Source organism: Rhodoglobus sp. GW821-FHT12B09 (assembly GCF_058809925.1).
In genome coordinates, this window is sequence record NZ_JBXATB010000004.1 from 170,980 (window position 1) to 197,527 (window position 26,548).

23 protein-coding genes are annotated in these 26,548 nt (G+C 69.3%); 13 read left to right on the forward strand and 10 right to left on the reverse strand.

Going from position 1 to position 26,548, the window contains the following annotated elements; all coding sequences use genetic code 11:
• Entirely contained in the window at positions 1-606 is a 606-nt protein-coding gene (locus tag AC1RTC_RS10245; RefSeq protein ID WP_493155428.1) for an acyltransferase, read from the reverse strand.
• An 89-nt stretch (positions 607-695) separates the two neighbouring features.
• Here AC1RTC_RS10245 and AC1RTC_RS10250 point away from each other — a divergent pair, with 89 nt between their 5' ends.
• Positions 696-1,970 (forward strand): lipopolysaccharide biosynthesis protein, encoded by a 1,275-nt coding sequence (locus tag AC1RTC_RS10250; protein WP_493155429.1) that lies wholly within the window; start codon positions 696-698, stop codon positions 1,968-1,970.
• On the opposite strand, the gene AC1RTC_RS10255 is transcribed toward AC1RTC_RS10250, so the two are convergent.
• From AC1RTC_RS10255 to AC1RTC_RS10265, 3 genes are read right to left on the reverse strand one after another with little or no spacing between them, the layout of a single operon-like run.
• Positions 1,947-3,233, reverse strand: a complete 1,287-nt coding sequence (locus AC1RTC_RS10255; protein ID WP_493155430.1) for an O-antigen ligase family protein — start codon at positions 3,231-3,233, stop codon at positions 1,947-1,949. The two genes, AC1RTC_RS10250 and AC1RTC_RS10255, sit on opposite strands and share 24 nt — an antisense overlap.
• Positions 3,230-4,555, reverse strand: a complete 1,326-nt coding sequence (locus tag AC1RTC_RS10260) for an O-antigen ligase family protein (RefSeq protein ID WP_493155431.1) — start codon at positions 4,553-4,555, stop codon at positions 3,230-3,232. The genes AC1RTC_RS10255 and AC1RTC_RS10260 overlap by 4 nt, the downstream gene beginning before the upstream one ends.
• Before the next feature lie 27 nt (positions 4,556-4,582).
• Positions 4,583-5,767 carry an acyl-CoA dehydrogenase family protein gene (locus tag AC1RTC_RS10265; RefSeq protein WP_493155432.1) on the reverse strand — a complete coding sequence of 395 codons (1,185 nt, stop codon included), beginning with the start codon at positions 5,765-5,767 and terminating at the stop codon, positions 4,583-4,585.
• 79 nt (positions 5,768-5,846) lie between these two features.
• On the opposite strand from AC1RTC_RS10265, the gene manA reads away from it, so the two are divergent.
• Genes manA through AC1RTC_RS10280 form a run of 3 tightly spaced genes read left to right on the forward strand, consistent with a single transcriptional unit; the run spans position 5,847 to position 8,879 of the window.
• The gene (manA, locus tag AC1RTC_RS10270) at positions 5,847-6,950 is read left to right on the forward strand and encodes a mannose-6-phosphate isomerase, class I (protein WP_493155433.1); all 1,104 of its coding nucleotides are present in this window, start codon (positions 5,847-5,849) and stop codon (positions 6,948-6,950) included.
• A gap of 4 nt (positions 6,951-6,954) precedes the next feature.
• Positions 6,955-7,944 carry a GDP-mannose 4,6-dehydratase gene (locus tag AC1RTC_RS10275; RefSeq protein ID WP_493155434.1) on the forward strand — a complete coding sequence of 330 codons (990 nt, stop codon included), beginning with the start codon at positions 6,955-6,957 and terminating at the stop codon, positions 7,942-7,944.
• Positions 7,941-8,879: a GDP-mannose 4,6-dehydratase gene (locus tag AC1RTC_RS10280; RefSeq protein WP_493155435.1), complete on the forward strand. Its 939-nt coding sequence runs from the start codon at positions 7,941-7,943 to the stop codon at positions 8,877-8,879. Before AC1RTC_RS10275 ends, AC1RTC_RS10280 begins: the two co-directional genes overlap by 4 nt.
• Here the strand turns inward: AC1RTC_RS10280 and AC1RTC_RS10285 are convergent.
• Complete coding sequence (locus tag AC1RTC_RS10285) at positions 8,876-9,829, reverse strand: GlxA family transcriptional regulator (protein WP_493155436.1); 954 nt, start codon at positions 9,827-9,829, stop codon at positions 8,876-8,878. The genes AC1RTC_RS10280 and AC1RTC_RS10285 overlap by 4 nt on opposite strands.
• 128 nt (positions 9,830-9,957) lie before the next feature.
• Between AC1RTC_RS10285 and galE the strand changes: the two genes are divergently transcribed.
• The 4 genes from galE to AC1RTC_RS10305 all read left to right on the forward strand — a co-directional run bounded on the left by galE (position 9,958) and on the right by AC1RTC_RS10305 (position 15,774).
• Entirely contained in the window at positions 9,958-10,938 is a 981-nt protein-coding gene (gene galE / locus AC1RTC_RS10290) for a UDP-glucose 4-epimerase GalE (RefSeq protein ID WP_493155437.1), read from the forward strand.
• A 100-nt stretch (positions 10,939-11,038) separates the two neighbouring features.
• Complete coding sequence (locus AC1RTC_RS10295) at positions 11,039-11,362, forward strand: WhiB family transcriptional regulator (protein WP_493155438.1); 324 nt, start codon at positions 11,039-11,041, stop codon at positions 11,360-11,362.
• Positions 11,363-11,413: 51 nt separating this feature from the next.
• Positions 11,414-14,230 (forward strand): glycosyltransferase family 2 protein, encoded by a 2,817-nt coding sequence (locus AC1RTC_RS10300; RefSeq protein WP_493155439.1) that lies wholly within the window; start codon positions 11,414-11,416, stop codon positions 14,228-14,230.
• On the forward strand, positions 14,227-15,774 hold the full coding sequence (locus AC1RTC_RS10305; RefSeq protein WP_493155440.1) for a DUF5719 family protein: 1,548 nt from the start codon (positions 14,227-14,229) through the stop codon (positions 15,772-15,774). Before AC1RTC_RS10300 ends, AC1RTC_RS10305 begins: the two co-directional genes overlap by 4 nt.
• Positions 15,775-15,781: 7 nt before the next feature.
• Here AC1RTC_RS10305 and AC1RTC_RS10310 read toward each other — a convergent pair whose 3' ends face one another.
• On the reverse strand, positions 15,782-16,225 hold the full coding sequence (locus AC1RTC_RS10310) for a metallopeptidase family protein (RefSeq protein ID WP_493155441.1): 444 nt from the start codon (positions 16,223-16,225) through the stop codon (positions 15,782-15,784).
• Positions 16,226-16,287: 62 nt separating this feature from the next.
• Between AC1RTC_RS10310 and AC1RTC_RS10315 the strand changes: the two genes are divergently transcribed.
• The 4 genes from AC1RTC_RS10315 to AC1RTC_RS10330 all read left to right on the forward strand — a co-directional run bounded on the left by AC1RTC_RS10315 (position 16,288) and on the right by AC1RTC_RS10330 (position 21,326).
• Positions 16,288-16,503 (forward strand): DUF3499 family protein, encoded by a 216-nt coding sequence (locus tag AC1RTC_RS10315; protein WP_493155580.1) that lies wholly within the window; start codon positions 16,288-16,290, stop codon positions 16,501-16,503.
• 104 nt (positions 16,504-16,607) lie between these two features.
• The gene (locus tag AC1RTC_RS10320; RefSeq protein ID WP_493155442.1) at positions 16,608-18,131 is read left to right on the forward strand and encodes a phosphohexomutase domain-containing protein; all 1,524 of its coding nucleotides are present in this window, start codon (positions 16,608-16,610) and stop codon (positions 18,129-18,131) included.
• A 25-nt stretch (positions 18,132-18,156) separates the two neighbouring features.
• Entirely contained in the window at positions 18,157-20,298 is a 2,142-nt protein-coding gene (locus AC1RTC_RS10325) for an ROK family protein (protein ID WP_493155443.1), read from the forward strand.
• Positions 20,298-21,326, forward strand: coding sequence for an alcohol dehydrogenase catalytic domain-containing protein (locus AC1RTC_RS10330; protein ID WP_493155444.1), 1,029 nt, complete (start codon positions 20,298-20,300; stop codon positions 21,324-21,326). The genes AC1RTC_RS10325 and AC1RTC_RS10330 overlap by 1 nt, the downstream gene beginning before the upstream one ends.
• On the opposite strand, the gene AC1RTC_RS10335 is transcribed toward AC1RTC_RS10330, so the two are convergent.
• From AC1RTC_RS10335 to AC1RTC_RS10350, 4 genes are read right to left on the reverse strand one after another with little or no spacing between them, the layout of a single operon-like run.
• Positions 21,323-22,117 carry an SDR family NAD(P)-dependent oxidoreductase gene (locus AC1RTC_RS10335; protein WP_493155445.1) on the reverse strand — a complete coding sequence of 265 codons (795 nt, stop codon included), beginning with the start codon at positions 22,115-22,117 and terminating at the stop codon, positions 21,323-21,325. The two genes, AC1RTC_RS10330 and AC1RTC_RS10335, sit on opposite strands and share 4 nt — an antisense overlap.
• A 4-nt stretch (positions 22,118-22,121) precedes the next feature.
• The gene (locus tag AC1RTC_RS10340; RefSeq protein WP_493155446.1) at positions 22,122-23,111 is read right to left on the reverse strand and encodes a hypothetical protein; all 990 of its coding nucleotides are present in this window, start codon (positions 23,109-23,111) and stop codon (positions 22,122-22,124) included.
• A complete protein-coding gene (locus AC1RTC_RS10345) occupies positions 23,108-24,037 on the reverse strand; it encodes an HAD family hydrolase (RefSeq protein WP_493155447.1) in 930 nt (309 codons plus the stop codon). Before AC1RTC_RS10345 ends, AC1RTC_RS10340 begins: the two co-directional genes overlap by 4 nt.
• On the reverse strand, positions 24,034-25,182 hold the full coding sequence (locus tag AC1RTC_RS10350) for an ROK family protein (RefSeq protein WP_493155448.1): 1,149 nt from the start codon (positions 25,180-25,182) through the stop codon (positions 24,034-24,036). The genes AC1RTC_RS10345 and AC1RTC_RS10350 overlap by 4 nt, the downstream gene beginning before the upstream one ends.
• Between AC1RTC_RS10350 and ahcY the strand changes: the two genes are divergently transcribed.
• On the forward strand, positions 25,076-26,539 hold the full coding sequence (gene ahcY, locus AC1RTC_RS10355; RefSeq protein ID WP_493155449.1) for an adenosylhomocysteinase: 1,464 nt from the start codon (positions 25,076-25,078) through the stop codon (positions 26,537-26,539). The genes AC1RTC_RS10350 and ahcY overlap by 107 nt on opposite strands.
• Positions 26,540-26,548 lie beyond the last annotated feature (9 nt).

The following is a 26,548-nucleotide window of genomic DNA, read 5'->3' on the forward strand; positions in this document are numbered from 1 at the left end:
TTACTGCACCTCAATCAATTCGTGATCGCCGACCTGTCGGTAGCGAGCTCCGGTCACCGGGCAGAGCCACTCTCCCGGGCTGTCTTCCGTGAGGGGGTGGCCGGCAGTGCCGACCCACCCGACGCGCCGCGCGGGGCTGCCCACGACGAGCGCGAAGTCCGGGACATCCTTGACCACTACGGCGCCCGAGCCGACGAGCGCCCAGCGGCCGATGACGACAGGCGCCACGCAGGTCGCGCTTGCGCCGATCGATGCGCCCTCGCGGATGTCGACGCCCACCGGGTGCCAGTCGTCAGCCGACTTGGGGGTGCCGTCAGCGTTGATGGCGCGCGGGAAGTGGTCGTTGGTGAGCACGGCCGCGGGGCCGATGAAGACGCCGCGCGCGAGCTTCGCGGGCTCGTAGACGAGCGCGTAGTTCTGGATCTTGCAGTTGTCGCCGACGTCGACGCCGGTGCCGATATAGGCGCCGCGGCCGACGATCACGTTGGCGCCGATCGAGGCGCCCTCGCGCACCTGCGCGTAGTGCCAGACCTTCGCCCCGTCGGCGATGGTGGCGCTCTCCGCCACATCCGCCGTGGCGTGCACGTAGCCGGTCGAGGGGCTCATGGGATCTCCGAAAACAGGAAGCGGCGTACGGACGACTATTGATCCTAGCCGGTCTGGCCGTGCGTACCCCCGGCGGTAGGGTTGGCGCCATGCAGTACGGGCTCGCCAGACGGATCGTCGGTTTCGCGGGCCTGCCCTTCCTCTCCCTCATCACGCCGTTCCTCTTCCTCCCGATCCTCGCCAGGGTCGCGGGAGCCGACGCCTGGCTCGCGATCGCGGTCGGCCAGTCGACCGGCGGTTTCCTCGCCCTCGTCGTCGCCCTGGGCTACAACACCGTCGGTCCGCCGCTGGTGGCCGTCGCCGCCGACTTCGACCGGCCGCGCCTCCTCGCGCGCAGCCTCCGTGCCCGGCTCGTTCTCTGGGTGCCGAGCGCGCTCGTCGCCGTTGCCCTCGCCGCGCTCATCGCCCCCGGCAGCCACCGGCTCGAGGCCGCCCTGATGGCACTCGCGATGACGCTCACCGGGCTCTCGTCCGCCTGGTACATGATCGGGCTCGGCCGCGCGGCCTCCATCGCCCTCTACGAGATCGCGCCGCGCATCGTGGCGACGATCGCGGCGGCCGTCATCGTTCTCGCGGGCGGACCCGTCGTCTGGTACCCGCTGCTTCTCATCGCCGCACTCGCGCTCGGCGTCGCGGTGTACGCGGCACGGACGCTCCACGGCGCGGACCTGGCGGCAGGCCGATGGTCCGACGTGGCGGGCGTCTTCCGCGCCAACCGCTCGGCCGTCGCGATCGAACTCGCGGGCGGTGCGTACAACTCTCTTGCCGTGACCTTCGTGGGCGCGACCGCGTCGGCGGCGCAGGCCGCGTCCTACGTCTCGGGGGACAAGCTCTACCGCATGGGGCAGTACTCGGTCTCCGCGCTCGGCAACGCACTGCAGGGCTGGGTCGTGGAGAAGGGCTCAGCGGAGTTCGGGATGCGCGCGCGGCGGTCGTTCGTGCTTCACCTCGGCCTGGGCATCCTGGGCTTCGCCGCGTTCGCCCTCCTCGGACCATGGCTCTCGGGGGTGCTGTTCGGCGAGCACGTGGCCATCGACCTCCCCACGGCGCTGGGGCTCGGTACCGCGACGATCGGGATCGCGCTCGGCACGGCGCTCGGCCGCATCATCCTCATCGGAATGGGCGCGCGGCGCGCGTTCCTCGCGAGCGTGGTGCTCGCGGCGTGCATCGGGGTGCCGGCGATCGTTGTGCTCTCGGCCCTGTTCGGCGCGGCCGGCGGCGCGTGGGGCCTGGCGGTCGGCGAGCTCGTGTCGGTGACGGCCCAGGCGGTGTCGGTCGTGCGGCTGCGGCGCCGGGCGGGCGCGTTCATCGTCGCGGTCGACCGGGAGGCCGACTGGGGATCAGACGGCGTCGTCCGGGACTAGCGGGATCGCGAAGGCCCGCCGCCAGCTGAGCTCCTGTGCCGCCTTCACCGTGCACACCACGAACATGAGCCAGCCGTACTCGACCAGCATCGAGCTCTCCGCCAGCGAGGTCAGGATGAGCGCGACGAGCACCAGCGCGGGCCAGGTGAACACCGTGCTGCGCCTGCGGCCCGCGAGCAGCCACGACCGGGTGAAGGTGAGGATCACCAGCCCGACGAAGATCACGAGTCCCACGAATCCGAGTTGGAACAGCACGTCGAGATAGGCGTTGACGGCCGACGTCGGTTCGCGCTCGCCGGGGACTGTGAAAATCGGGAAGGGCAGGATGTCCGGCCGCCAGTACCCGACCCAGCCCCAGCCCTCGAGCGGGTTCTGGGGCACGAAGTCGAGCACCCGGCTCCACAGCGTCAGGCGGTAGCTCAGGTCGCTGTTGGCGCTGAACAGGTTGATGATCGGATTGCGCAGGAACCATGCCACGATCGCCAGCGCGAGGGCCAGCGCGAGCAGCCCCAGCTGCCAGAACCGCCGGCGCTCGGGGGTGAGGCGGCGCAGGAGGTAGAGGGCGACCACGGCGAGGCACACCGTCAGGAACACCGCGCTGATCACGGGCGACCGCGAGAGCAGGACGGCCGCGCCGCCCAGCACGAGCGAGCCGATGCCGACCTGCTGGCTCACCGACCGGGTGCGAAGCTCGGTGCCGAACGTGATGACCGCGAGCAGCGCGAGCAGCCCCAGTTGGTTGCGGCTGCCCATGATGCCCTGGATCGGGCCCAGCACGTCGAGGTCGCCCTGGATCTCGAGGAACCGGATGGGCGCGTCGATGAGCAGCCCCGAGAGGATCTCGAGGGCGAGGGACACCACGAGGGCAGCCCGGAACACGTCGCCGAATGCCCGCACGATCTGGATGGTGTCGCGCACGAGCGAGATGCAGATCCCCAGCACGCTGAAGGCCAGCAGGTAGAGGAGGCCGCTGACCGTGGCGCCGCGGTAGTTGCTCCACAGCACCGAGAGGCACGCCCAGCCGACGAACGCCAGCAGTGACACCGGCATGAGCGCGAACCAGCGGAACTCCGCTCGCCGCGCGAAGGCCATTGCGCTCATGAGGAGCACCAGGACGACGAGCATGCCGACGAGCCCGGCCCACCCGATAAGCCGCACGATCAGCTCCGAGGCCACCGCGACGCCGATCGCGGCCACCGTCGTCGCGCTCGCGAGGCGGGGGCTCTCGAGCGCCGACTGGACGGCGGCCGGGATCGAGGTCACTGCGCCGCCGGGTCCGGGCGGTGGTCGGTCTTGGTCTTCACGGCCATGAGGGCGAGGAGGAAGATGCCTCCCTCCACGAGCATCCTGCTCTCGGCGACACTCTGCACCAGCTGCGCGACGAGGACGAGCAGAGGAAGGAGCGTCGCCGCGGTGAGGGGGCCGGGCCGGCCGGGCGCGAACTGCGGCCGGTCGATCGCGAACGCCCACGAGCGCGCGAGGGTCGAGATCACGAGCGCGCCCATCACGACGAGGCCGATGATGCCGAGCTGCAGCCAGATGTCGAGCCAGGCGTCGTGCGCGTGCAGCTGGCGCACGCCGTTGTTCTCCGCGAGGTGGTCGAACGGGGCGACCCACGGCACCCAGTAGCTCACCCAGCCCCAGCCGAACACGGGCCGCTGCTGTGCGAGCTCGATGACGTTGTGCCAGATCGTCGCGCGGTTGGTGAGGTCCGGCGACTTGCCGAGCAGGGCGAAGAGCTGCGTCGAGAACACGAGGGCAGTGCCCACCGCCCCGGCGACGACCACGACAATGCTCCCGTAGGTGATCGACCGCGCCCGGGGTGTCGCCGCCCGGCGCACGAGCAGCACGGCGGCGACCACCACGAGCACGGCGGCGAGGCCGATGATGTTGGTCGCGGCGCGCGTGAGCACGAAGCACACGGCGGCGACGGCGAGCCACAGCACGGTCCAGCGCTTGCGGTAGGCCCGGTCGAACAGCTGGATGCCGAACACGATCAGGCCCAGCAGAGCCGCGAATGAGAGCAGTGCCGAGTTGCCGACGATGCCCTGGATCTTGCCGTCGCCGAAGAGCTCGTCGCGGGACCAGTACAGCATGAGCGGGATCTTGTCCGGCAGGTTCGCGTAGTCGACTCCCGGCTGCGCGACGATCGGCAGGACCGGGTGGCGGATGATCGTGGCGACCACCAGCTCGAAGACGATCGACAGCCCGAGCACGAGGCGAAGGGCGCGGCCGAGCCCCCGCAGGATCTCGGCCCAGGTGTACGTCACAGAGACGGCGACAGCGCCGGCGACCGTGAGCCAGGTCGACGCGACCCCCAGCGCGGAGGCACCCGGGTAGAACGACCACGCGATCGACAGCGCCGCGAGTGCGAGGAACGCCAAGAGCGGGAAGGGCAGGGATGACACCCGCCACCGGTCGCGCTGCAGCACGAGCAGCGCCACGGAGGCGATGGCCATGAGCCCGACCACGACGGCCCAGCCGGCCCAGCCGATCGTGTAGCGCCATGCATCGCCCGCGAGCAGGGTGAACAGCACGACGACCAGGAACACGGCCCGGGCGCGCCGGTTCTCGATCAGTCGCATGGTCCCAAGGTTAGAGGACGGGCCCGCTCAGACGAACGCGGCCTTGCCCGTGATCGCGCGGCCCACGATGAGGGTGTTCATCTCGCGCGTTCCCTCGTACGAGTAGATGGCCTCGGCGTCGGCGAAGAACTTGATCACGCCGTAGTCCATCACGATGCCGTTGCCGCCGAACAGCTCGCGGCACCAGGCGACGGTCTCGCGCATCCGGCTCGTCGTGTACTCCTTCGCGAGGGCGGAGTGCTCGTCCTTCTGGATGCCCTCGTCGAGCATCTCGGAGACGCGGGTCACGAGCCCGATCGAGGAGGTGATGTTGCCGAGGCTCTTGGCGAGGAGCTCCTGGACGAGCTGGTGGCTGCCGATGGGCTTGCCGAACTGCACTCGCTCCTTGGCGTACGCGACCGCGGCGTCGTACGCGCCGATCGAGTTGCCGACCGCCGCCCACGCGACCTCGGCGCGGGTGAGGCGCAGCACGGCGGCGGTCTCGCGGAAGCTCTGCGACTTCTGCAGGCGGTTGGCCTCCGGCACGACCACGTTCTCGAGGACGATGTCGGCGTTCTGCACGATGCGCAGCGCCTGCTTGTTCTCGATGCGCTTGGCCGAGTAGCCGGGGGTGGAGGTGGGGACGATGAATCCCTTGACCTGGTTGTCGTCCTCGTCGCGGGCCCAGATGATCGTGACGTCGGAGATCGAGCCGTTGCCGATCCAGCGCTTGGCGCCGTTGATCACCCAGTTGTCGCCGTCGCGCTTGGCGACGGTCTGCAGCCCCTGGGCGGTGTCGGAGCCGGAGAGGGGCTCGGTGAGGCCGAAGGCGCCGAGCAGCTCGCCGCTGGCGAACTTGGGCAGCCACTCCGCGCGCTGCTCGGGCGAGCCGGCGACGGCGATCGAGCCCATGACGAGGCCGTTCTGCATCCCGACGAGCGTCGCCACCGAGGCGTCGACGCGCGCGAGCTCGAGGGCCACCCAGCCGCGGAACACCGCGCTGTTCGGGAACTGCTGCGTCTCCTCCCACGGCTGGCCGAAGAGGCCGAGCTCGGCGAGGCCCTTGACGACGACGTCGCGGTCGAAGAACTCCGCCTTCGCCCACAGGTCGTTCGCGACGGGCCGCACCTTCTCGTCGAGGAAGGCCCTCAGGCGCACGATCAGGTCTTTCTCCTGGTCGGTGAGCTTGTTCTCGAATCCATAGAAGTCAGCGCTGATCGTCTCGAAAGTCATGGTCGAACTGTAGGGCCGCGACGGGGGAGCTTCCAGACCATTGGTACTTTGGTCCAATGAGCAGGAAGAGTGGTCACCCGTGTTTGTAGGCATCACCAATACCCCCAGGGACTACGCGTGGGGCTCGCGGGGCGAGATCTCGGCGCTGCTCGGCCTCGGGCCCACCGACCGCACGGAGGCCGAGCTGTGGCTGGGCGATCACCCCGGCTCGCCGGCGCGCGTGGTGGAGTCGGAGAAGACGCTCCCGGACGTGGAGACGGGCCGCCTGCCGTTCCTGCTCAAGGTGCTCGCAGCCGGGTCCGCCCTCTCCCTCCAGGCGCACCCGACGATGGACCAGGCGCGCGAGGGCTTCGCGCGCGAGAACGCGCTCGGCATCCCGCTGGACGCCCCGAACCGCAACTACAAGGACGCCTACTACAAGCCCGAGCTGATCTACGCGGTGAGCGACGAGTTCCACGCGCTGTGCGGGTTCCGGTCGGCGGCGGGCATCCGGCAGATCTTCGACCGGCTCGGCCTGGCCGTCGGGCGGCTCGCGGGCGACGAGTCCCTGCGGGACGTCTTCGAGTGGCTCATCACGCGCGGCGACGGCGTGGACGAGCTCATCGCGGCGGTTGTCGCGGCGCCCGCCGACGGGAGCCCGGAGCTCGCCACCGCCCAGCTGCTCGCCGAGCAGTACCCCGGCGACCCCGGCATCGTCATCTCCCTCATGCTCAACCGAGTGACCCTGGAGAAGGGCGAGGTGCTGTACCTGCCGGCGGGGAACATCCACGCCTACCTCGAGGGCGTCGGCATCGAGCTGATGGCGAGCTCCGACAACGTGCTGCGCGGCGGGCTCACCCCGAAGCACATCGACGTGCCCGAGCTGCTCTCCGTGCTCGACTTCACCCCCGTGCCCGTGCCGCACCTCGCGCCGGAGCATCCGTCGGCCGGCGTCGAGGTATTCCGCCCGGACGTGCCCGACTTCGTGCTCGCCGTCATCGAGGACGAGGGCTCGTACGAGCTCACCGGCCCCGCCATCGCGCTGTGCACGGAGGGCGACCTCGAGGTCGTGGGCTCCGGATCCGCCTACAACCTCTCGCGCGGCGACGCCGTGTACGTCACCGCCGACGAGGGGGCGCTGTCGTTCGCCGGTCTCGGGACGGTGTTCCTCGCGACGACAGGCATGGGGCGTCCAGTACCGTAATCACATGACCCGCGCACTCATCACCGGTATCACCGGCCAGGACGGCCTCTACCTCGCCGAGCTGCTGCTGTCGAAGGGCTACGAGGTCTACGGCCTGATGCGCGGCCAGAACAACCCGAAGCGGGCGCTGCTCGAGCAGCTCGTGCCGGGCGTGACCATCCTGACCGGCGACCTCACCGACCTTTCCAGCCTGATGCGCGCTCTGGCGGCAGCCAAGCCCGACGAGTTCTACAACCTGGGCGCGATCTCGTTCGTCGCCTACTCGTGGGAGAACGCGCACCTCACCACCGAGGTCACCGGCACGGGCGTCCTCAACGCGCTCGAGGCCGTGCGGCTGCACACCATGGCCACCGGGCAGCAGGTGCGGTTCTACCAGGCCTCCAGCTCCGAGATGTTCGGCAAGGTGCAGACGGTGCCCCAGAACGAGGACACGCTGCTCTGGCCGCGCTCGCCGTACGGCGTCGCCAAGGTCTACGGCCACTACATGACCATCAACTACCGGGAGTCGTACGGCATGCACGCCTCCTCGGGCGTGCTGTTCAACCACGAGTCGCCGCGCCGGGGCCCCGAGTTCGTGACGCGCAAGGTCAGCCAGGCGGTGGCCCGCATCTCGCTCGGCCTGCAGGACGAGCTCGTGCTCGGCAACCTCGAGGCGCAGCGCGACTGGGGCTTCGCGGGCGACTACGTCGAGGCGATGTGGCTCATGCTGCAGCAGGACGTCGCCGACGACTACGTGATCTCCACGGGGGAGACCCACACCATCCGCGCCCTGCTCGACGCGGCGTTCACCGCGGTCGGCATCGACGACTGGAGCGGCCTCGTGACCCAGGACCCGCAGTTCATGCGCCCGGCCGAGGTCGACCTCCTGGTCGGCGACTCGACCAAGGCGCGCGAGAAGCTGGGCTGGGTGCCCAAGGTCGGGTTCCAGGAGCTCGTCAGCATGATGGTCGAGTCGGACGTCGCAGAGCAGAAGCGCCTCAACGGCGTCTCATGACTGTCGCTCTCATCACCGGTGTCACCGGGCAGGATGGCAGCTACCTCGCGGAACTCCTGCTGGCCGACGGCTACGAGGTCCACGGGCTCACGCGCGATCCTGGCGAGTCGGTGACGCCCGGGGTGGTGGCGCACCGCGTCGACCTGGCGGCGGGCGGCGAGGTCGCGGGCGTGATCGCGGCGGTCGCACCGGACGAGCTCTACAACCTCGCGGCGATCAGCTCGGTCTTCCAGTCGTGGGAGGAGCCGCTGCTCACGGCGCGGATCAACGGCCTCGCTGTCGCCGAGATGCTCGGCGCCCTGCGCTCCTCCGGCAAGCCCGCGCGCTTCGTGCAGGCGTCGAGCGCCGAGATGTTCGGCGCCCCCGAGTCAAGCCCGCAGAACGAGTCGACGGCGATCAGGCCCACCTCTCCCTACGGTGCGGCCAAGGCGTACGCCCACGGCCTCGTGGGGGCGTACAGGGCAGCCGGGATGTTCGCCTCCTCCGTGATCCTCTACAACCACGAGTCACCGCGCAGGCCAGAGGCCTTCGTCACGCGCAAGATCACGGCGGCGGCCGCCCGCATCGCCGCGGGACTGCAGGACCGGCTCGAGCTCGGCAACACCGCCGCGCGCCGCGACTGGGGCTGGGCGCCCGACTATGTGGACGCGCTGCACCGCGCCGCCACCGCGGAAGCGCCGGGCGACTTCATCGTCGCGACGGGGGTCTCCCACTCCGTCGAGGACTTCGTGCGGGTCGCGTTCGAGCGGGCCGGCGTCGACGACTGGCGCTCGCGCATCGACGTCTCCGACCAGCTGCTGCGCACGGGCGACGCCGCCGAGCAGGCGGGCGACGCGGCCCGCGCGCGCACCACTCTCGGCTGGGCGCCCACGAAGTCGTTCGAGGAGATCGTCGGCGCCATGGTCGACGCCGATATCGCGCTGCTCCAGGACTAGCCCGCGAGCCGCGCCCCGAACGCCCTGCGGTAGGCCTGCGGCGAGGTCTGCAGCACCTTCACGAAGTGGTGCCGCATGACGGCGGCGGTGCCGAAGCCCGTCTCCTGGGCGATCGTCTCGAGGCCGTAGTCGGTCTGCTCGAGCAGCTGCTGCGCCCGGATGAGGCGCTGCCGGTTGAGCCAGGCCGCCGGGGTCGTCCCCATGTCGGCACGGAAGCGCCGGGCGAAGGTCCGGCCGGACATGAGCGCCTTGCGCGCGAGCTGGTCGACGGTGAGGTCCTCTGCCAGGTTCTCGAGCATCCACTCGGCGACCGCGGCGAAGGAGTCTGCGCACTCCGCCTTGACCGGCTGCTCGATGTACTGCGACTGGCCGCCGTCGCGCTGCGGAGGCACCACCATGCGGCGGGCGATGACGTTGGTGGCCGCGGCGCCGTGCTCCTTGCGCACGATGTGCAGGGCGGCGTCGATGCCGGCGGCGGTGCCCGCGCTCGTGACCACCTTGCGGTCCTCGACGAAGAGCACGTCAGGGTCGACCTGCGTGCCCGGGTAGAGGGCGGCGAGCCGGTCGGTGTGCATCCAGTGAGTCGTGGCCCTGCGGCCCTCCAGGATGCCCGCCTGGGCGAGCGCGAAGGCGCCAGAGCACACGCTCAGCACCCACGCTCCGCGGGCCTCCGCCGCGCGGATCACCTCGAGGTAGCGCTCGTCGATGTTCTCGATGCGGTGGGCGGGAACGGCGATCAGGTCGGCGTCCGCGGCGGCGTCGAGGCCCTCGGTGATCATCATGTCGAACCCGAGGCTCGTGGCCACGGGTCCGGGGGTCGCCGTTGCGATAGTGAAGTCGAAGGTGGGGCCGCCGGTGTCCTTGCGGTCGATGCCGAACACCTCGCACACCACTCCGAACTCGAACGGGGCGACGCCGGGGATGGCGAGAAGCACGACTTTCTGCAGCACGGCTACTCCTTGGCAGTAATTGACCGAACAGTGGCTAGCCTGCCACTCGTGGCGCGATCTTGCAACTCGTAGCGTTACTGCCATCGCGAACGGATACCGGCGGGCCAGGAGCCGCTAGCGTTGTCGGCATGACTTGGCTCGTGACCGGCGGCGCCGGCTACATCGGATCGCACGTGGTTCGTGCACTGCTCGACGCCGACCTGAGGACGGTGGTGCTCGACGACCTCTCCACGGGCCACACCGACTTCGTGCCGGCGGAGGTGCCCTTCGTGCGCGGCTCGATCCTCGATGGTGCCCTGCTGCTCGACACGATCGCCGACCACGACGTGAGCGGCGTCATCCATGTCGCGGGCTACAAGTACGCGGGGGTCTCCGTCACTCAGCCCCTGCACACCTACCAGCAGAACGTCACCGGCACCGCGACGCTCCTCGCCGCGATGGAGTCGAAGGGCGTCGACCGGATCGTCTTCTCGTCGAGCGCGGCCGTGTACGGCACCCCGCGCACCGACCTCGTCACGGAGGAGACCCCCAAGGCCCCGGCGTCGCCGTACGGGGAGTCGAAGCTCATCGGGGAGTGGCTGCTCGCCGACCAGGGGGTTGCCCGCGGCCTCAGGCACACCTCCCTGCGCTACTTCAACGTCGTCGGCTCCGGCGACCCCGCGCTGTACGACTCGAGCCCGCACAACCTGTTCCCGCTCGTGTTCGAGGCGCTTCTCGCGGGCCGCACGCCGCGCATCAACGGCGACGACTACGACACCCCGGACGGCACCAACGTGCGCGACTACATCCACGTGGCGGACCTCGCGGCGTCGCACGTCGCGGCCGCGAAGCGCCTCGACGCGGGCGAGCCGGTCGAGCGCGCGTACAACCTGGGCAGCGGATCGGGCAGCTCGGTCGGCGAGATCATGCGGGCGATAGCGGATGCGACAGGCATCGATTTCACCCCCGAGATCGGGCCCCGCCGCCCCGGCGACCCCGACCGCATCGTGGCCAGCGGGGAGCTCGCGGCCCGCGACCTCGACTGGAGGATGCGCCACACCCTCCGCGAGATGGTCGAGAGCCAGTGGATTGCAACACGCCGTGCGGGTGAACCCTCTGTCGCTGATTGAGCCATTTATCATCGCGCGACTTGACGTGGGGGTAACTACAACGGTGTAATTACCTAACGCGCGTCGGTGATTCAGCTCGAGTGCGGAGGGGAGACAGAGCATGGCGAACAACGGGTACCGTACGGGCGTTCCGGACGACTGGTTTGTCGACCCGGTCCGGCTCGGCGTCCCGGGGGTCCGCCAGCAGGTCGCCGAAGAGGATGAGAATCCTCTCGCCTGGCAGTCCGACTCCCTCTGCGCACAGACCGACCCCGAGGCGTTCTTCCCCGAGAAGGGCGGATCGACCCGCGACGCGAAGAAGATCTGCCAGTCCTGCGAAGTCCGCACCCGCTGCCTCGAGTACGCGCTGGAGAACGACGAGCGCTTCGGCATCTGGGGCGGCCTCTCCGAGCGCGAGCGCCGGAAGCTGCGAAAGCGCGCCTAGTCAGCGAGTCACCCCGCGGGGTCCCGTGCCCGCGCTTAGTCTCGTGGGGTCATGCAGCCCAGAGTCATTGCAGTACTCATCGCCAGGAATGGCGCGCAGTACCTGCCCCGCACGCTTTCCGCGCTGGCGGCGCAGACCCGGCGACCCGATGCGGTGCTCCTCGTCGACGCGAGCTCGTCGGATGAGTCGCCGGCCCTCCTGAGCGCTGCCTCCCCGGGCGGCGTCGTCACGACACCGGGGCGCCGCACCTTCGGCGGCGCGGTCGCGTACGGGCTCCAGGCAGCTCAGCCGCAGGCCGTCGAGAACGAGTGGCTGTGGCTCCTCGGCCACGACAACGCCCCCGACGCCTCCGCCCTCTCGGCCCTCCTCGGCGCCGTCGAAGTCGCCCCGTCGGTGGCGATCGCCGGCCCCAAGCTCATGCGCTGGGACGAGCCGCACGTCATCGCGAGCTTCGGGGAGACGATAACCGCCTACGGTCGCTCCGTCGACCTGGTCAGCGGCGAGCTCGACCAGGCCCAGCACGACCTGGGCAGCGACCTCCTCGCCGTCGCCGCGGGCGGCATGCTCGTGCGCCGCAGCGTCTGGACGGCGCTCGGCGGCTTCGACCCGGGACTTCCCAGTGTGGACGCCGCACTCGACTTCGCCGTGCGCGCGCGCCTGGCCGGCCACCGCGTCGTGGGGGTGCCGTCCGCGCGCGTCGCCTCCGCCGGGCCGCCCGAGCTGTTCGGCCGCCGGTCGGTCGCCGCGGGGGCTCAGAACCGCATCCGCCGCGCCGCCCAGCTGCACCGCCGACTCGTCTACGCGCCGCCGCTCGCGGTTCCTCTGCACTGGCTCACCCTCGTGCCGCTCGGCATCCTGCGCTCCCTCGTGCAGCTCGTCGCCAAGCGGCCGAACTTCGTCGGGGGCGAGCTCGCGGCCGCCCTCCGCGGAGCGTTCGACGGCAGCGTTCCGCGCGCCCGCGGCGTTCTGCGCCGCAACCGGCGGATGGGGTGGGCGGCGATCGGCGCCCTGCGCATCACTCCCCGCGAGCTCAGGGAGCGCCGGTCCGGCGAGCGCGCTGTAGCCGCGGCCTCGGCCGCGGCGGCCCGCGAGCGCCCCGGCTTCTTCGCGGGCGGCGGCGCCTGGGTCGTGCTGCTCGCCGCCGTCATCGGCATCGCGGCGTTCGGGGGGCTCGCCGGTGCAGCGGCGCTCGCGGGCGGCGGCCTCGTTCCGCTCAGCGCGACCGTGGGCGAGCTGTGGTCGCACGTCGGGTACGCCTGGCACGACCTCGGCTCCGGCTTCTGGGGCGCGTCCGACCCCTTCAGCTACGTCCTCGCCGTGCTCGGCAGCCTCACCTTCTGGTCGCCGTCGTTCAGCATGGTGCTGCTCTACCTCGTTGCGATCCCCCTCTCGGCACTCACCGGGTGGTGGTGCGCCGCGCGGTTCTCGACGCGGGGGTGGGGGCCCGCCGTGGCGGCGCTGGCCTGGGCGGTGGCACCGCCGCTTCTCGCGGGCCTCGGCGGCGGGCATCCCGGAGCGGTCATCGCCCACATCCTGCTGCCCACCCTGATCCTGACCGCGGTCAATGCCGCGCGCAGCTGGTCGATGGCGGGCATCGCGTCGATCGTGTTCGCGGTCGTGGCGGCATCGGCGCCCATGATCGTCCCGGCGCTGCTCGTCGGCCTTCTCGGCTGGGCGGCGGCGAACCCGCGCGGGATCGTCCGCGTGCTCGGCATCCCGCTGCCGGCCGCTGCCCTGTTCGCCCCGCTCATCGTCGACCAGGTGGTACGCGGCACTCCGCTCGCCCTGTTCGCGGAGCCGGGGGTCGCGCTGCGCGCCGCCACCCCCGCGGTCCATGAACTGGTGGTGGGCTCTCCCGGCTCCGGCCTGAACGGGTGGGGCGAGTTCCTCACCTCGCTCGGCCTTCCCGCGGCGGCCGCGCCGGTCGTCGTGATCGTGCTCCTCGCCCCGCTCGGCATCCTCGCGCTGCTCTCGCCGCTGCTGCCCGGGGCGATGCGGGGCATCCCGGCCATGGTCCTGGGGCTGCTCGGCTTCATCACCGCCGTGGCCTGCCTGCACCTGCAGGTGACCATCGTCGGGTCGACCGCGGTCTCGGTGTGGCCCGGCGCCGCGCTGAGCCTCTACTGGCTCGGCCTCGTGGGCGCCCTGGCGATCTCGCTCGAGGGGATGCGCCGCCGGGCCCGCGTGCCGGCTCTCGTCGCCGCCGTGTTCCTGGTGGTGCTCGCCGTCCCGTCGCTCGTGGCATCCGTGAACGGGTCGGTCGCCGTGTCGGCGAGCAACGGGCGCCTGCTGCCCGCGTTCGCGTCGGCGGAAGCAGTCTCCGACCGGACGCTCGGGACACTCGAGCTCACGTCGCAGCCCGACGGCGGAGTTGCCGTCAGCGTGCACCGCGGCCTGGGCACCACCCTCGACGAGCAGTCGACCCTCGACTCGACGGATGCCGCGCCGACTCCGGAGGACGAGCGCCTCGCGGTGCTCGCGGGCAACATCTCCTCGCGCAGCGGCTTCGACGTCGCCTCGGAGCTGGACAGCCTCCACCTGGCCTTCGTGCTCGTGCCGCACACCGCTGGCGCCTCTGACGCGACGCGCCAGCGCGTGGTAGACGCCCTCGACGGAAACCGGCTGCTCACCCCGATCGGAGACACCGCGGTCGGCACGCTCTGGCACTACGACGGGCTGGGCGCGGGTACCGCGCCGACCGGCCCGGGGCCCCTCGGCACCCCCACCGGCATCCTCGTGCTCGCGGTGCAGGGCCTCGTCTTCCTGTGCGCGCTCCTGCTGGCCATCCCGACCACGCGCCGCCGCCGGCTGCGCACCCGCGCCGCGGGGGATGCCCCCGAGACTGAGTCCGCGGAGGAGGAGTCATGAGCGGCGATCTGGACCTGCCCGAGGAGCCGACCGGCGACGAGTTCGCCGACGACCCCGCCTTCCCCGAGCAGGATGAGCCCGAGACCGAGGCGCGCCGCGGGGTGACCGCGAAGGGCGTCGTCGTCGCCGGCGCGCGCACCGTGGCGGGCCTCGTCGGGATCGGCGTCGCCGCGGTGACCATCGCTGCCGCCGTCCTCCTGCCGCTGCCCACTATCAGCTCCACTCCCGCCAGCATGCTCGTGACGCCCGTGCCGACCGCCCAGCAGCTCGTGTGCGCGGGATCCGTGCTGCGCCTCGCCGATGACTCCGGCGAGGGCGCGACCACCGTCTCGGCGCTCGGCAGCCCCGACCTCCGCGCGGAGGCGAGCGAGGGCCGGGTCTCGACCACCGCGGTCGAGGTGTCCGACGCCTCGACGGGCGGCACGTCCTCCGCTCCCGCCGTCGTGAGCACGCCCCCGTCCGCGGCGGGCGCCACCGAGAGCGCGCTCGTGAGCGGCGCGCAGTCCGAGCTCGTCAACGAGGGCGACTTCGTCGGTCTGGCCGCTGCCGACTGCGCGGTGCCGAACGGCGACAGCTGGCTCGCGGGCGGCTCGACCGCCGTGGGGCGCACCACGCTTCTCTCGCTCACGAACCCCAGTGAGGTGCCCGCCACCGTCAACCTCGAGATCTTCGGCGAGGACGGGCCGGTCACCGCCCCGGGGACCAGCGGCATCATCGTGCCGGCCAACGGCCAGCGCGTGCTCTCCCTCGCCGGGTTCCAGCCGGACATCGTCTCACCCGTGGTGCACGTCAAGAGCACGGGCGGCCAGGTCTCCGCGACCCTGCAGCAGGCGACGGTGCGCACGCTGACGCCCGGTGGGCTCGACATCGTCTCGTCCGTCCCGGCGCTGACCACCGACACGGTCATCCCGGGAGTCGTCATCACCGGCCTGGACGCCGTGCAGGCGCTGCGCAAGGGCGGCGACCCGCAGTTCGACGACGTCGAGACCGCCGTGCGCGTGTTTGCCCCGGGGGAGGGCACCGTCTCGCTGACCGTGACCGTCACCCCGGAGGACGGCGCGGGGACGGGCACGTCGTTCCAGGTGGATGTCGATGCGGGCCGCGTCACGGACGTGCCGATCGAGCAGCTCGCCACCGGCAGCTACACCGTGGGCATTGCCTCCTCGGCCCCGATCGTCGGCTCGGTCCGGGTCACCTCGGCGGTGGGGCAGACCACCGACTTCGCGTGGTTCACCGCCGCGTCCCCGCTCGCGACGGCGGCGCAGGTCACGGCGGCACCCGGTCCGAACCCCGTGCTGCACCTCGCGAACCCGGGCACGGCGGCGGCGGACGTCGTCGTCGCCGGCACGGACGGCACCAGCCGCACGGTGACCGTGCCCGCCGCGGCATCCGCGCTGGTCTCCCTCAGTGGGGGCGAGACCTACTCGCTCACGGGCTTCACACTGCTCTACGCCTCGGTCACCCTCGCGGACGCCGGGATGATCGCCGGCTACAGCGTGCGACCGCCGGGCGTGGGCTCGGGTCCGATCCTGATCTACCCGTAGCCCGCCGCTACAGGTGGCGGAAGCGCTCCGGCGCGAGATCCCACGGGTCCTTGCCGAGCAACTCGGCGACGGCGCGGAACACGCAGCTCTCCACCATCATGCGCTTGTGCAGGTCGTCGTAGCGGTGCAGCCGTGACAGGCGCTCGATGGGCAGTCGGTACAGGATGACGCGGCGCTCGCCCGCGAGCACGCGCCAGCGGTCGACGCCCGGGTCTCCGCCCAGAGCCGAGGGCATGCCCGCGATCTCGAAACTGACGTCGGCGAGCTCGTCGGGCCACAGGTCCTTGAGGTACTCCGCGGTCGAGGCGACCGTCATCTCGAAGGTGTCCGCCCGACTGCGCAGCAGCGGCAGGTGCGGCCCGGTCACGGCGGCGCGGATGCCCCTGCCGTGCCTGTCCCGCCATCCCGGCCGCACGGACGCGGGGAGCGGTCTTCTCGTCGGCTTCGCCACCTGTCGATTCTACCGGCGTGGCTCGCCCGACGGCCTGCCGGCGGTCGTACTCTTGCAGCGAGATGAGTGGTCGCCCGTGCAGCAAGGTCGCCTGTAACCAGGAGGCCTCCGCCACGCTCACCTACGTCTACGCCGACTCGATGGCGGTTCTCGGCCCGCTCAGCCAGACCGCGGAGCCGCACAGCTACGACCTGTGCGACCGTCACGCCGAGCGCCTCTCCGCTCCGCAGGGGTGGCAGGTTGTGCGCCACGTAGTCTTGGGGCATGAGTTTTCGTAAGGCCACCGTCACGCCCGCGGAAGCGGGAGGCTATGCTCGACCGCACCGCACCGTCTCGGGGGCGCTATGGCACCGCCCCACACCCGAATGGAAGAAGTAACTCCTTGACCGCCTCCGGCTACAACTCGTCCGCTTACTTCGACGAGGCGTTCATCGTCGACACCGGCTTTCGCGAGTATGACGCGCGGTGGGTGATCGAGCCCATCGACGGGGGCGACATCGAGCTCAACTACGTCGGCATTCGCTCGATCGGGTACCGGCTCGGGATGTTCCTCCAGCACGACCTGGGAACCGGGGCGGACATCGTCGTCGGGCACGATTTTCGGAGCTACTCGGAGCACGTGAAGAACGCGGTTGTGCTCGGCCTCCTCCAGGCGGGTATGCACGTGCACGACATCGGGCTGTCTACGACTCCGGGTGCGTACTTCGCGCAGCACTACCTCGGCGTCCGCAACGTGGCCATGGTCACCGCGAGCCACAATGACAACGGCTGGACCGGTCTCAAGATGGGCCACGACTTCTCGAAAACTTTCGGGCCCGAGGAGATGACCCGTTTTCGCGACTCGGTCCTCAACGGTGAACTCGTCGGGGGGACGGCCGCGAAAAGTACGTACACGCCGGTCCAGGGGATCCGCCAGGCGTATATCGACGATCTTGTCGCAACGTGGGGTCCGCGTTTCGCGGACCTCCCGCGGCCGAATGTCGCAGTTGAGACGGGCAACGGCACGGCGGGACTGTACCTTCCCGAGCTTCTCGAGAAACTCGGATTTCCAGTGAACAGGGGGAACGTCGAGCTCGACTGGACCTTCCCGCACTTCAACCCGAATCCCGAGAGTATTCCGTTCCTCCGTTCGGTGGAGAACCTCGTCGTCGCTTCCGGGGCCAAGGTGGGGTTGTGCATCGACGGAGATGGCGACCGGCTCGGCGTGGTCGACGACACGGGCAGCCTTGTGTTCGCCGATCGGATCGGGCTGCTGGTTGCCAAGCACCTAGAAGGGACGTTCGGATCCGACCGTCCCTTCGTAATCGACGTCAAGTCGACCTCACTGTACGAGCGCGAGCTGGAGTCGAAGATAGTCTGGGCGAAGACTGGGCACTCCTACGTGAAAGCGGCGGTGGCCGAATCCGGGTCGATCGCGGGCTTCGAGCGCAGCGGGCACTTCTTCTTCGGAGAGCCGCTGGGCCGCGGCTACGACGACGCGTGTCTGGCTGCGCTGGTCGTGCTCTGGGTGCAGTGCGAGGCACTGGCCAAGGACCCGACGGCCGCGCTGTCCGTTCAGCTGGCCGCGCTGCCGCAGTCGCACTCCTCGCCCAACCGCCAACCCGCCGTGTCCGACCGCACGAAGTACGAGGTCGTTGACGCCATCGCGCAAGAGCTCTCCGCTCGATCCACGTTCGCGGGACTCGAAGTAGTCGACGTCAATCTGCTCAACGGAATCCGTATCACCCTGTCGGACGGCAGTTGGCTGCTCGTCCGGGCGTCGTCCAATTCGCCGAACCTCGTAATCATCGGGGAGGCCTTCGACGACGAAGGACTTCTGCTGCGCCGCATGGACGAGGAGTTGCGCGAGGTAATCGAGAGCGCGAGCGTCGAACTCGGGTCGTTCGACCCTCTCTACGAGTACTGAACCACCACCTTCGGCGAGAGGGACCGTGGCTGGGATCATTTCCTTCGACGTCGGAGGCACGACCCTGCGCTCGGGGGTCGTCACAAACGACGGATCGGTTCTCGGCCTCGAGTCAGAACCTTCGCCCAGCTATCGCGCGTTTCCACACCTCAGCTCCCGCGAACTGCAAGCGCAGGTCGTTGCGACGCTCGTGCATCGTGCAGAAGTCCTGCGCGAGCAGTTCCCTGACCTGGAACTCACCCGCGCTGGCGTGTCCATCGGCGCCGCGGTCAACGCGCACACCGATACCGTGGCAGGTCGGGGTCCGCTCTGGGGTCCCACCGGAGACGACATCAACCTCCGGGCGGCGCTCACATCCGCTGATCCATCGACGTCCTGGAATGTCGTCAATGACGTGACTGCCTCCTTGGCGCACCATGCCTATGTGCGCCAGCACGAAGGGCTCGCGAGAATCGCGCTCCTGACGATAAGCACGGGAATCGCCCTCCGCACGTTCGACTACAGGACCGATGGCGTTCCGGTCGACCGGCGCTCGGGGCTGCAAGGGGAGATTGGTCACCTTCCGACCGTGTTCTCCTACCGTGATGTCAGCTATTCGCTCGCGTGCGACTGCGGTGGTCGGAATCATCTGAACGCGTTCTGCTCCGGCCGCGGCATCGAAGCTGTGCTCAGCGCCATGGACCTGTATCAGACGGAGAGTGACGCCGCGGAGTCGGACTATGTCCGGTCCCGCGCACTGGCAAGAGCCCTGGCTAGTGCCGAGCCGTCGGCCGTGGCTCTGTTCGCCAGCCTTGTCACGCCCGTCGCCGAGGCGCTCCTCGCGGGACTCACCGTTGATCCGCTCATTGAGCGGGTGGTCGTACAAGGAGGTGTGACGGAGCTCTTCCCCGGCTATCGAGGAGTGCTCGTCGACGAGTTGAGCCGGATCGGGCTGTACGGGCATCCGGCCGCGCAGAACTACTTCAGCGAGCTCATCGAGTTCGCGCCGCCGGGTGTCAACGCGGAACTCCTGGGCGCGGCACGTTGTGCGCGCAGTGCTCCGGACGAACGGGAGGGGGCGGATCGAAGTTGGACTGTGCAGGCGAACCGCGGTGTGCGCTACGGGGTGACGGGCACCACGGGTCTGCTTGATCCGCGCAATCCGGTGCTCGCCACGGCTGGAAACTCCGACGCCGAGTCTGGACGGCGGCTTGTAATCACGGACGCGCGCGTTGCCTCGCTCTACGGCGGCGCGATCGCCGAGTACTTCGCATCTCGCGGGATTCATACGAGGATCCTCGAGATCAGAGCATCTGAGGCCGACAAGACGCTCGGCACGATCGACCTCGTGCTCGACGAACTGGACACCTGGGGCGCCGGCCGCCGTGAACTGACAGTCGTGGCCTTCGGCGGCGGAGTAGTGCTGGACATCGTCGGCCTGGCCGCGAGCCTCTATCGACGGGGAATCCCCTACCTCAGAGTGCCGACGTCGCTCCTAGCGATCGTTGACGCCGCCGTGGGTGTAAAGGTGGGCGTCAATTTCGGTGCCGCGAAGAATCGCGCGGGCGCGTTCCACCCACCCGCCGCGAGCGTTTACGACCCGGCGATGCTCGCAACGCTGTCGCCGAGAGAGCTGCGCAGCGGCGCTGCCGAGATTCTCAAGCTCGCGGTCGCGCGCGACCCCGGACTGTTCGACATGATGGAGGCGCAGGGACCGACCCTCATCGAGTCCGCGTTCCAGACGGCGGGCGGCGCCGCGATAGTCGAGCGGGCTATCACCGGCATGCTGGACGAGCTCCGGCCGAATCTCTGGGAGGACGACCTCAGGAGGCCCGTGGATCTCGGCCACACGTTCGGGCCGTTGCTTGAGCTCGATCCGCGCTTCGACTTGCTGCACGGCGAGGCTGTATCAGTTGATATCGCGATGAGCGTCGCACTCGCGAGAAATCGCGGCCTGTTGTCGCCAACGACGACCGGCAGAGTCCTCCGCCTCCTTCGCTCCCTGGAGCTCCCGACGAGCATCCGCGATATCCGGCGAGTCGACTTCGGGCTTGCTCTCGATGAGTCGGCGCGGCATCGCGGCGGGTCCGCTCGAATACCGGTGCCGACCTCGCTCGGGGCGGTCACGTTCGTCGATGACATCACGGTCGCGGAGATAGCAGAAGCGCTGCGCTCGTTGGAAACCTGATGCGCGCTGACACGGTCGTTCGCCCACTCATGGTCGGAATCTGCGGGACCGACCTCGACATACTGCGCGGCGATCGTCCGGAGACAATCCCTGTGGTCGGGCACGAGGGGTACGGGCGGATCGAGAGAGCCACCCTCGGCGGGCCCTACGAGGTAGGCGACCTGGTCGTATTCAACCCGGTGAATCAGGAGGACCCGGATGACGTACTCGGGCATTCCAAACCGGGTCTGTTGCAACCGGAGTTGATCGTCGGCCCCGATGAGCTGGCGATGCTCGTTCCCATGGAGCCAGGCTTGGCACCTCGCGACGGCCCCTTGGCAGAGCCCTTGGCGACGGTGATCTACGGGCACTCCCTGGTGTCGGCGGCCACCGACCAACGGGAGGTCGCGATCGTGGGGGCGGGTTCGATCGGGTGCCTCCATGCGCTGCATGCGCGCCTGTGCGGTGCAGCCACGGTCCTTCTGCTTGATCGTGATCCCGCACGACTGGAGTGGGCTGTCGCCAACGGCATAGTGAGACCGGGGGAGGCGATCCTGTTGGATCCTTTGGCGGCGGATCGAGTACTCGCCTCCACGGGCGGTCGGGGAGTCGACGCCGCGTACTTGTGCGTGTCGCGCGCGGGCGCCCAGGAGCTGCTGGATCTTGTCGTTCGAATCACCAGAGACGGCGGCTGTATCGACCTGGTGAGCGGCTTCCCCGACGGCACGTTCGTGCCGAGCCTGCCCGGCGTGGACCTGAACGCCGTGCGACGGGCCGACACGTGCGGGGTACCGCGCTCCGCACCGCCGACGACGGTGAGGACGGCGTACGGTGCGCGGCTCGTCCTGGTCGGCCACCGCGGCACGTCCGCGGGGCATCTGCGCGAGGCTATGCGCCTCTTGCGAGCACACGCAGGAACCTTCCGGCCGATAGTAACCCACGTGGTCGGCTTCGCCGACCTGAATGGCATCCTGGCGAGAGTCGCGCACCGGGAGAGGACGTTCGGCACTTTTCCCGCGACGAAGATCCTTGTCAGGATGGACGGCTAGGAGCCCAGCGCGGCACCGGGCTCGGGGATGACGTGCTCGAGGTGGACTGAGTGCAGGCCGCCCGTAACATAGAGGACTGTGGCCGTGGTGAAAGCGCTCATCGGCGATGCCAGGAAGGCGATTCCGTTTGCCACCTCACGAGCGGTGCCCATGCGCGCCAACGGCGTCTGTCGCAGCATGAAGTCGAAGTAGGCGCCGGATCGGGTTCGACGGAACGGGGTATCGATGCGCCCCGGAGCGATAGCGTTCACCCGGATGCCGCGCGAAGCCAGCTCCAGCGACAGAGACAGCGTCAAACTGTTCATCGCGGCTTTCGACGCTGCGTACGCGGGGCCTTCGAACGATCCGGTGGACGCCGCAAGCGACGACACATTGACTATCGAGCCGCCGTCAGCCGGAAGGTACTTGAGTGCCTCCTGCGAGCAAAGGTATGCACCCTTCACATTCGTATCGAAGATGCGATCCCACTCGGCTTCTTCGTGCTCCGCCAGGGGTGCGAAGGATGCAACGCCTGCGCAGTTGACGAGGTGGTCGATTCCGCCCAGCGCCGAAACCGCTCGGGCGAAAGCGTCCCTCACTGAGCGACTATCGCGGACGTCGACCTGCACGGCTTCCGCTGACACACCGACGTCCCGCAGTTGCGACACGACATCCAGCGCTCGGTCGCGGCCCCGGTGGTAGCCGACCGCCACATTCGCTCCTTCCTCGGCGAGGACGTGCGCGGCGGCGGCGCCTATCGCCCCGGACCCGCCCGTGATGAAAGCAACTTTTCCGCGGAGCTCGAGATCCATGGTCCTAACGATTCAGCGCTTCGCGGGCGAGCTCCAGAAGGTACTTGCCCAGTCGAGTCGCCCCGAAGACGAGCACGCCGAAGAGCACGCTGACAACGATGTCCCCGAAGATCGTTCCGCCGAACGAGTCGGGGAGATGGATTATGTCGCTGATGAACAGCGCCGCAACCGCGGCGGCCGCAAGAGCCGAAGCGGCGATCAGCCGCACAAGACTCCATCGTCGGTGCTTACGGTACTTCTCATGAAAACCGACCACGTCGCCGCGCTTGTTCGGCCACTCCACGAAGATGGCGTCCAGAAGGTCCGTCACGTTCGAGGACCCGAGGTACATCGTCGTCACCAAGTACAGTCCGAGCCCGTCGGTCTTGGCGAGCATGACAGGGAACTCGCCCTTCTCGTCGTACATCAGGGGCAACCAATCCGGCCGCCAGCGCTTGAACCCGCCCGAGTACATCTTGCGGGGATGCAAGCCGGCCAGGGACGCCTCGCCCGTCGACCCCGGGGGGAACCAGGCGACGTCCGTGTGCGGGTAGTTACTGTAGAGGTGGACTGGCAGGTGCTGGAGAAGCGGATGTCCCAGCAGGCGCGGGCTTCTCGTGACCTGGTCGCCGAACACCTGCTCGTCGGTGGTCTCCACGAGGATCTCGTTCCGGAAGAGTGTGTCGTACGCCTTCTGGTTCGGATGCCAGCGCTTCGGTTGATTCTCGAGGATGAGCAGCTTGCCCTTCTTGACGAACCTCCTGAAGTGGTCGTCGTAGAACTCCACGATCTGCTGGGTCCGGTCCGAGCCGTACATCAGGGCGCCATCGAGCACGCACCAGTTGAAGATGACGACGTCGTAGCGGTAGACGTCAAAGAACTTCCGCTCGTCCATCTTTGTGAGCAGGCTCACGAGTTCCACTGTGATGCCCTCGAGGGGCGCGAGGTGCTCCTCCCAGAAGGAGGTCCGCCGGCGCGTCGGATCCAGATCGTCGACGATGATTGCGACTCTCACAGGCTGTCTCTTCTCTGGGGCGGGTGGGGGGGAAGTAGCGGAAGGAGGGTGGAGAGGTCGCCGACGGCGAAGAGCCCGGTCGCCGGGTTGGTGACGCCGCGTTGGCCATCGGCCAGGAGGATCGCTAGCGCCGTGATCCCCATAGCGAGCGGCGTCTCGATATCTGATGCGAACGAATCACCGAGCACTGCCCAACCGACGGGCTCCGATCCGATGTCACGGCGCACGGTATCGATCGCCTTGAGGAAGAACTCCGGGCTGGGCTTGTCGATCGGGTCTCCGATGATCGCTCCGCGGAACTCGAGGCCCTTCTCCCGAAATGTCGCTAGCCGTCGCTCCTTCAGGCGTCGGGACCGATCCGGGTCGTACTCGAACTGCCCGGACGGCGTCAGGCGCATGCGCGCGTCGCTGCCCGTGATGATGTACACAGGCGCGGTCGCGCCCACGGCGGAGACAAACTCCCGCGCGCTATCCATGAACGCGGGGCGGGACACGAAGTCTTCCCAGTACGCGTCGACGGCTGTTTCAAGAAGCTCCGCCGAAAGTCGCGCTCCGACATCCTGGGCGGCGAGCAGGAGGAGCACTTCGCGGCTGAAGCGCTTTGTGCCGCCCCAGCGCTCCCCGACGTCGAGCTGGACCGCTTCGACGCGCTCCTCCAAGACGGCAGCACCGACGGTTCCGGACTGGTCGCGGTTCTGGTGGGACGCCAGCAGCGTCGCGAAAATGTCCTTGAAACGCTCGGACGTCATGGAGGCGAGCTCGGAGCCCAAGCTCGCCGTCAGCACCTGTTCGACTCGCCGTGCCGCGCGTGGGTGGCTTTGGGCGGTGGCAACCAGCGTGTCGTCCAGATCAATGAGCCACACGCCCGTGGCCGCGTCGGCGATCGCAGCCGCAAGGCGCGCGCGCGCGATCGCCTCGGCCGTCACTGTGGGCCCCCGTGGCTGACGGGAGGAGACGCCGCCTCCGACGGCGCGGCGGCGATCGCCGCGCCGATCGCGCCAGCCTGGTGGCCGTAGCCCGCGCTCACGACGGTGGCCCGAGTCCCGGGCCGGGAGAAGGCGAGTTGCCGCATCCGCGTGACGGCGGGGATGAGGATCGGGTCGCCAATTGTCGCGACCCCGCCCGCGAGCACGATGAACTCCGGGTTGAACACGTTGACCAGCGATGCCAGTGCGACCCCCAAGTACTGTCCAGTCGAGGCGATGACTCCGGTCGCCTCGGAGCTGCCGCGCTCGGCCAGGTCCCAGACCTCGCGTCCGCTCGAGACCGCATCGCGGCCCGTCGCCTCGTTGTAGCGGGCAGCAAGTGCAGTTCCCGACACATACGCGTTCAAGCATCCCCTTGCACCGCAGTCGCAGGCGCGGCCCTCGGTCTCTATGCTCATGTGGCCCAGTTGCCCGGCGGTTCCATCCAGTCCGCGCAGGACCTGCCCGGCGAGCATCACCGCCGCACCCACGCCCGTTCCGAGCGTGAGGCACAGGGTTGTCGCCCCGTGAGGTATGCTCGCCCGCCAGATCTCCGAGATGAGAGCCATCGTCGCGTCATTGTCCACGACTACCGGATGCCCCACGAGCTCCTTCAGGGCGGTGGCCACGTCGACGTCGTTCCACGCCGGCAGGATGATCGAGTCAATCACTGTCCTGGCCGGCGTGACGAGGGCGGCCACGCCCACGCCGACCCCGCGGCAGTTCTCCGGTCCACCGGCGTCGCCCTCCAGGCTGCGGACCAGTCGAGCGATGTCGGCAAGAATGTCGTCAGCGTCAGCGAAACGGCGAGTGGGAATGGTTCGAGAGTGCAGGATCGCGCCGGACGCAGACCTAACCACGCCCAAGGTCTTCGTGCCCCCGAGATCGATCCCAATGACGTACTCGTCATGTGTCGAACCGTGCCTCGGGATCACTCCATCAATGTAGCGGGAGAGCGGCGTCCGGGCGCGCTGGATTCTTTCCTGAGAGAATGGGCCTATGAGCCCCGTCACGACCGCCCTCCCGTACAAAGTGGCCGACCTCTCCCTCGCCGAGGCCGGTCGCCACCAGCTCCGCCTCGCCGAGCACGAGATGCCCGGCCTCATGGCCCTCCGGGAGGAGTTCGGACCCTCGCAGCCGCTCGCGGGCGCGCGCATCGCCGGCTCCCTGCACATGACGATCCAGACCGGTGTGCTCATCGAGACCCTCGTGGCCCTCGGCGCACAGGTGCGCTGGGCCAGCTGCAACATCTTCTCCACGCAGGACGACGCGGCCGCCGCCATTGCGGTCGGCCCGAACGGCACAGTGGATGCCCCCGCCGGCGTGCCCGTCTTCGCCTGGAAGGGCGAGACCCTCGAGGAGTACTGGTGGTGCACCGAGCAGATCTTCGACTGGTCGGCCGAGGGTGCTGCCGGCCCCAACATGATCCTTGACGACGGCGGGGATGCCACACTCCTCGTCCACAAGGGCCGCGAGTTCGAGCTTGCCGGAGCGGTTCCCGCGACGCCGGCGGATGCGAGCCACGAGTGGAGCGTCATCCTCGACGTCCTCCGCAGCTCCCTCGCCGCCTCGCCCGACCGTTGGACCACCATCGCCGCCGAGATCAAGGGCGTCACCGAGGAGACCACCACGGGCGTCCACCGCCTGTACGAGCTCGCCGCCGCCGGCAACCTGCTGTTCCCGGCCATCAACGTCAACGACTCCGTGACGAAGTCGAAGTTCGACAACAAGTACGGCATCCGCCACTCCCTGCCCGACGGCCTCAACCGCGCCACCGACGTGCTCATCGGCGGCAAGGTGGCGTTCGTCGCAGGCTACGGCGACGTGGGCAAGGGCGCCGCCGAGGCACTCCGCGGCCAGGGCGCGCGCGTCATCGTGTCCGAGATCGACCCCATCAACGCCCTGCAGGCCGCGATGGACGGCTTCCAGGTCACCACCATCGAGAAGGCCCTCGGCGAGGTCGACATCTGGGTCACCGGCACCGGCAACGAGAACGTCATCACCACCGAGCACCTGCTCGGCATGAAGCACCTCGCCATCGTCGCCAACGTCGGCCACTTCGACAACGAGATCGACATCGCCGGCCTCGAGAAGCTGCCCGGCGCCGTGAAGGTCGAGATCAAGCCGCAGGTGCACGAGTGGCGCCTGCCGTCCGGCCGCAGCGTGCTCGTGCTCTCCGAGGGGCGCCTGATGAACCTCGGCAACGCCACCGGCCACCCGTCGTTCGTGATGAGCAACTCGTTCACGAACCAGGTGCTCGCGCAGATCGAGCTCTGGGCGAACAACGGCTCCGGCCAGTACGCGAACCAGGTCTACGTGCTGCCGAAGCACCTCGACGAGAAGGTCGCGCGCCTGCACCTGGACGCCCTCGGCGTCGTGCTGACGGTGCTGTCGCCAGAGCAGGCCGCCTACATCGGCGTGCCGGTCGAGGGCCCGTACAAGGTGGACCACTACCGCTACTGAGCGGCGCGG

Excerpts from the sequence above, each read along its gene's own strand:
- AC1RTC_RS10245 (WP_493155428.1), bottom strand. The coding sequence starts at position 606 with ATGAGCCCCTCGACCGGCTACGTGCACGCCACGGCGGATGTGGCGGAG.
- AC1RTC_RS10250 (WP_493155429.1), top strand. The coding sequence starts at position 696 with ATGCAGTACGGGCTCGCCAGACGGATCGTCGGTTTCGCGGGCCTGCCC.
- AC1RTC_RS10260 (WP_493155431.1), bottom strand. The coding sequence starts at position 4,555 with ATGCGACTGATCGAGAACCGGCGCGCCCGGGCCGTGTTCCTGGTCGTC.
- AC1RTC_RS10265 (WP_493155432.1), bottom strand. The coding sequence starts at position 5,767 with ATGACTTTCGAGACGATCAGCGCTGACTTCTATGGATTCGAGAACAAG.
- AC1RTC_RS10275 (WP_493155434.1), top strand. The coding sequence starts at position 6,955 with ATGACCCGCGCACTCATCACCGGTATCACCGGCCAGGACGGCCTCTAC.
- AC1RTC_RS10280 (WP_493155435.1), top strand. The coding sequence starts at position 7,941 with ATGACTGTCGCTCTCATCACCGGTGTCACCGGGCAGGATGGCAGCTAC.
- galE (WP_493155437.1), top strand. The coding sequence starts at position 9,958 with ATGACTTGGCTCGTGACCGGCGGCGCCGGCTACATCGGATCGCACGTG.
- AC1RTC_RS10295 (WP_493155438.1), top strand. The coding sequence starts at position 11,039 with ATGGCGAACAACGGGTACCGTACGGGCGTTCCGGACGACTGGTTTGTC.
- AC1RTC_RS10300 (WP_493155439.1), top strand. The coding sequence starts at position 11,414 with ATGCAGCCCAGAGTCATTGCAGTACTCATCGCCAGGAATGGCGCGCAG.
- AC1RTC_RS10305 (WP_493155440.1), top strand. The coding sequence starts at position 14,227 with ATGAGCGGCGATCTGGACCTGCCCGAGGAGCCGACCGGCGACGAGTTC.
- AC1RTC_RS10315 (WP_493155580.1), top strand. The coding sequence starts at position 16,288 with ATGAGTGGTCGCCCGTGCAGCAAGGTCGCCTGTAACCAGGAGGCCTCC.
- AC1RTC_RS10330 (WP_493155444.1), top strand. The coding sequence starts at position 20,298 with ATGCGCGCTGACACGGTCGTTCGCCCACTCATGGTCGGAATCTGCGGG.
- AC1RTC_RS10335 (WP_493155445.1), bottom strand. The coding sequence starts at position 22,117 with ATGGATCTCGAGCTCCGCGGAAAAGTTGCTTTCATCACGGGCGGGTCC.
- ahcY (WP_493155449.1), top strand. The coding sequence starts at position 25,076 with ATGAGCCCCGTCACGACCGCCCTCCCGTACAAAGTGGCCGACCTCTCC.
- AC1RTC_RS10350 (WP_493155448.1), bottom strand. The coding sequence starts at position 25,182 with ATGAGGCCGGGCATCTCGTGCTCGGCGAGGCGGAGCTGGTGGCGACCG.